Source organism: Methanospirillum sp. (genome assembly GCF_035560735.1).
Classification (GTDB): domain Archaea; phylum Halobacteriota; class Methanomicrobia; order Methanomicrobiales; family Methanospirillaceae; genus Methanospirillum.
Map to the genome: position 1 here is coordinate 1 of NZ_DATMYY010000137.1, position 3,019 is coordinate 3,019.

The 3,019-nt window shown below is 42.0% G+C and carries 4 protein-coding genes; 3 read left to right on the forward strand and 1 reads right to left on the reverse strand.

Translation table 11 applies throughout. The features are described 5' to 3' along the window. The first annotated feature begins 463 nt into the window (after nt 1-463). The 3 genes from VN429_RS04160 (at nt 464) to VN429_RS04170 (ending at nt 1,400) form a co-directional block, all read left to right on the forward strand. Nucleotides 464-763, forward strand: a complete 300-nt coding sequence (locus tag VN429_RS04160; RefSeq protein ID WP_325630106.1) for a DUF4258 domain-containing protein — start codon at nt 464-466, stop codon at nt 761-763. Between the two features lie 6 nt (nt 764-769). After that, on the forward strand, nt 770-1,015 hold the full coding sequence (locus VN429_RS04165) for a type II toxin-antitoxin system MqsA family antitoxin (protein WP_325630108.1): 246 nt from the start codon (nt 770-772) through the stop codon (nt 1,013-1,015). Between the two features lie 136 nt (nt 1,016-1,151). Continuing rightward, complete coding sequence (locus tag VN429_RS04170; RefSeq protein WP_325630110.1) at nt 1,152-1,400, forward strand: hypothetical protein; 249 nt, start codon at nt 1,152-1,154, stop codon at nt 1,398-1,400. 835 nt (nt 1,401-2,235) lie between these two features. Here the strand turns inward: VN429_RS04170 and VN429_RS04175 are convergent. Beyond that, on the reverse strand, nt 2,236-2,913 hold the full coding sequence (locus tag VN429_RS04175) for a MarC family protein (RefSeq protein ID WP_325630112.1): 678 nt from the start codon (nt 2,911-2,913) through the stop codon (nt 2,236-2,238). Nucleotides 2,914-3,019: the final 106 nt, after the last annotated feature.

A 3,019-nucleotide genomic window follows, 5' to 3' on the forward strand; every position in this document is an offset into this window, starting at 1 on the left:
ATTTTAACCATCATAGCAATCTATCAAAGAACATGGTGTCATTCTTTATTAAAATTGGAACTGATTATCCAAGGGTTTTAATATGAATCATAGATGGCGAGGGGCAATAATACATCTGATAACATACATCCAGACAAAACCATCATATCCAGGTTGAAAAACAGAAAGTCTAAGAGAGGACTGGTCATCCCCTCATTTTTCGGACTCCGAAAGAATCCGAACTGCTCAAAATGTTAGATGATGCCTTTCTTCGAGGAAGTCCAAGCAGACACAACGTTCAGGGACTAAACATTTTGATAAGGCTCTGATATTTTCATTCATCACAACAATAATTACTCAGATACCGTATCTCCCAAAAATGCTGAGCAGGGATGCATCCTTGACCCTCCTTATTCAAAAAAAAGATGCTGGAATCATATGAGATGAAGATCACAAAAAAGATCTCAACCATCGAGGATTGTAATTGAGTTCACTGCCCACCATCCGATCACATGCTCAAACGCGTTCGATAATTTTCTCTGCACATGCACGGGTGAGAATGTTCGAACGTGGCATTTCATCAGAGGATATATTGCATATCCTGACAGATGGAGAGATCATAGAAGAGTATGAGGATGATACCCCATGTCCATCATTTCTCATGCTTGGGTATCTGCGAGGAGTCGCTCATCATGTGGTTGTTGGGTGCTGTGCAGATCACATCAAAATAATCACGGTGTATCATCCGGATGAAAAATGGACCAATGATCGATTCAGGAGGTGAAAAAATATGAAACCAGGAGTATGTCAGTTCTGTAAGGGCGAGATGAAAGAGGGAAAGACCGAATTCATGGCCCGGGTTCATGATCAGGTGATCGTGATCAAGGATGTTCCGGCATGGATTTGCGAGCGATGCGGAGAAGCATGGTTTTCCTATGAAACATCTGAGAAGATCGATAAGGTGATGCAGGAGGTTCATGCAGGAAAGATCTGTGTCAGACCACTTGCAGCTGGAGAGATCGAGTTACCTGCGTAAATACAGATACTTCATACAAAATACCACGAGATAATCTCACCTGTTTCAAGAGCACTGAAACCTTTCATCAACAATCAATTTTCCGAATACCTCAACCAACAAATAGGTAGACCCATCTCTTACCGTCCCCATAAACATGACTCCCTTCACCTCCTGGATCAACTGGATCCTTCCATCTCCAATTATCTCGAGTCCAATGTTCTCGCTTATACCTTGGGATGATCCAAAGGGCTATCTTAAAGTTGCCATCGAACACGCAGTCTGTTTCTCTAATGCAGATAGAAGAGTCATTGTCTTCGGGGTATCTGATAAAACACTCGGGCGTTCAAAAGCTATTCACCGGGCAAAAATACAATCTCGACACATAGGGATGGGGAATATTTGACCGGACCAACCCTCACATCCAGGCCGTGGTCGAAGAACTTAACGTCCCTGAAGGGACTGCCCATCTCTCCATTGTCCGGATTCCCAAAGGTAGCAATCCACCATATATAGTACATCACAGGGTCTGTTCATAGGGCGGATTAGAAAAAAATACGTACCGATGAACCCGGCTATATTTGCATCAGTGAAGTCTTCAAGGGGAGTTATAGACTGGAGTGGACAATCGTTCCCAAATCACTCCTGATGACTGGACCCTCTAGAGATAGTCCATGTGCGAGCGAACTGAAGAATGAAAATCCTGAGTAAGAACTTTTTAAAAAGCCTGATGTTACCATTCTTCGAGGTATCTAGATTACCCGGAGAGATTCGGCTAATAGCACAGGATTCCTCTCTTTTGGAAAACCAGACAATTATCTTAGATCTCAGTCCCCAGGTACAAGTACATTAAGGCGACCTGCTAATAGAGACAAAAGTATCCCGTCATGATATCTGGAAATATGGTCTTCTTCAAGTGTTCGAGAAGATTGAAAGAATCTTCTTAAGTCTCATCAACCCGGAAGAAGAGATATCAGGCTGATTCTATAATTAGAATCTCGGCCTTTCCTCTTAATATAGTTCGAAAAGTAATTCTCAATGCTGTAACCCACCGAAACTAGGTCAATCCGGGAAGATACATTAGCATGATTCCTTTCCAAAGTATCCTATTCCCATAATTTATTTTTCATAACCGGACTCTGACAAATATCTTTCTCAAACTCAAGATTATAGAATCAGTAGGGCTGGGGTGATGAAAGATCTTCATCCCGATTTCGAGTATGGGCACCTGATGGCCTGGTTTATAGACCATTCATCGCCGGAATAATTGTATGGACTATAGCCCCGGTAATTCCTTCCAGTGTCAGTTGTACAGCAATTGCTGCCAGAATTAATCCCATCAATCTGACAAGTATTTCAATTCCCTGGCTTCCAAGGAGCCTGACTAGAAAATCTGAACTCATGTTGAGGATGGTAATTATCAGGACAATACTAAGTATAACAAGCAATCCTCCAATAAAGGCTATTGACGAGGGTGCTTTACTTCCAAAAAGAACTGCTGCAGCAATAGATCCCGGGCCAACATATAGTGGAATTCCAAGAGGGATAATGATCTTTGGAAGTACAGATTCCTTGTTTGAGATTAACCCCTCCGCTTCTGTATCTCCGATAATCTGATTCATGGTGATGGTATGTGTTCCACTCATCATTGACAGACCCACCCCAAAGAGAATGATACCTCCGGCAATCTGAAATGCCGGAATTGAAATCCCAAAAAAATTGAGAACAGCCTGTCCGGTAAAGAGAAAGAATGCCATAGCGAAAAAGATGAACGCGGATAATGTGAGGGCAGTTCTTTTCCTGATAGATTGGTTAAGGTTTCTTGTATATGCGATAAAAAAGGGAAGATTTCCAAACGGGTCAAGGATTGCAAAGAATGTTCCAATAGCTCCAATCAGGTATCCGATATCTGAATTCATAAATCCAACTATACTTTTTCATTCTTCTTCCATAATTGATGTCATTTAGCAAGCTTCATGCTGCGTGATCGATGTCTTAAGATGCGGGCAAGTACTGGTCAAGTCC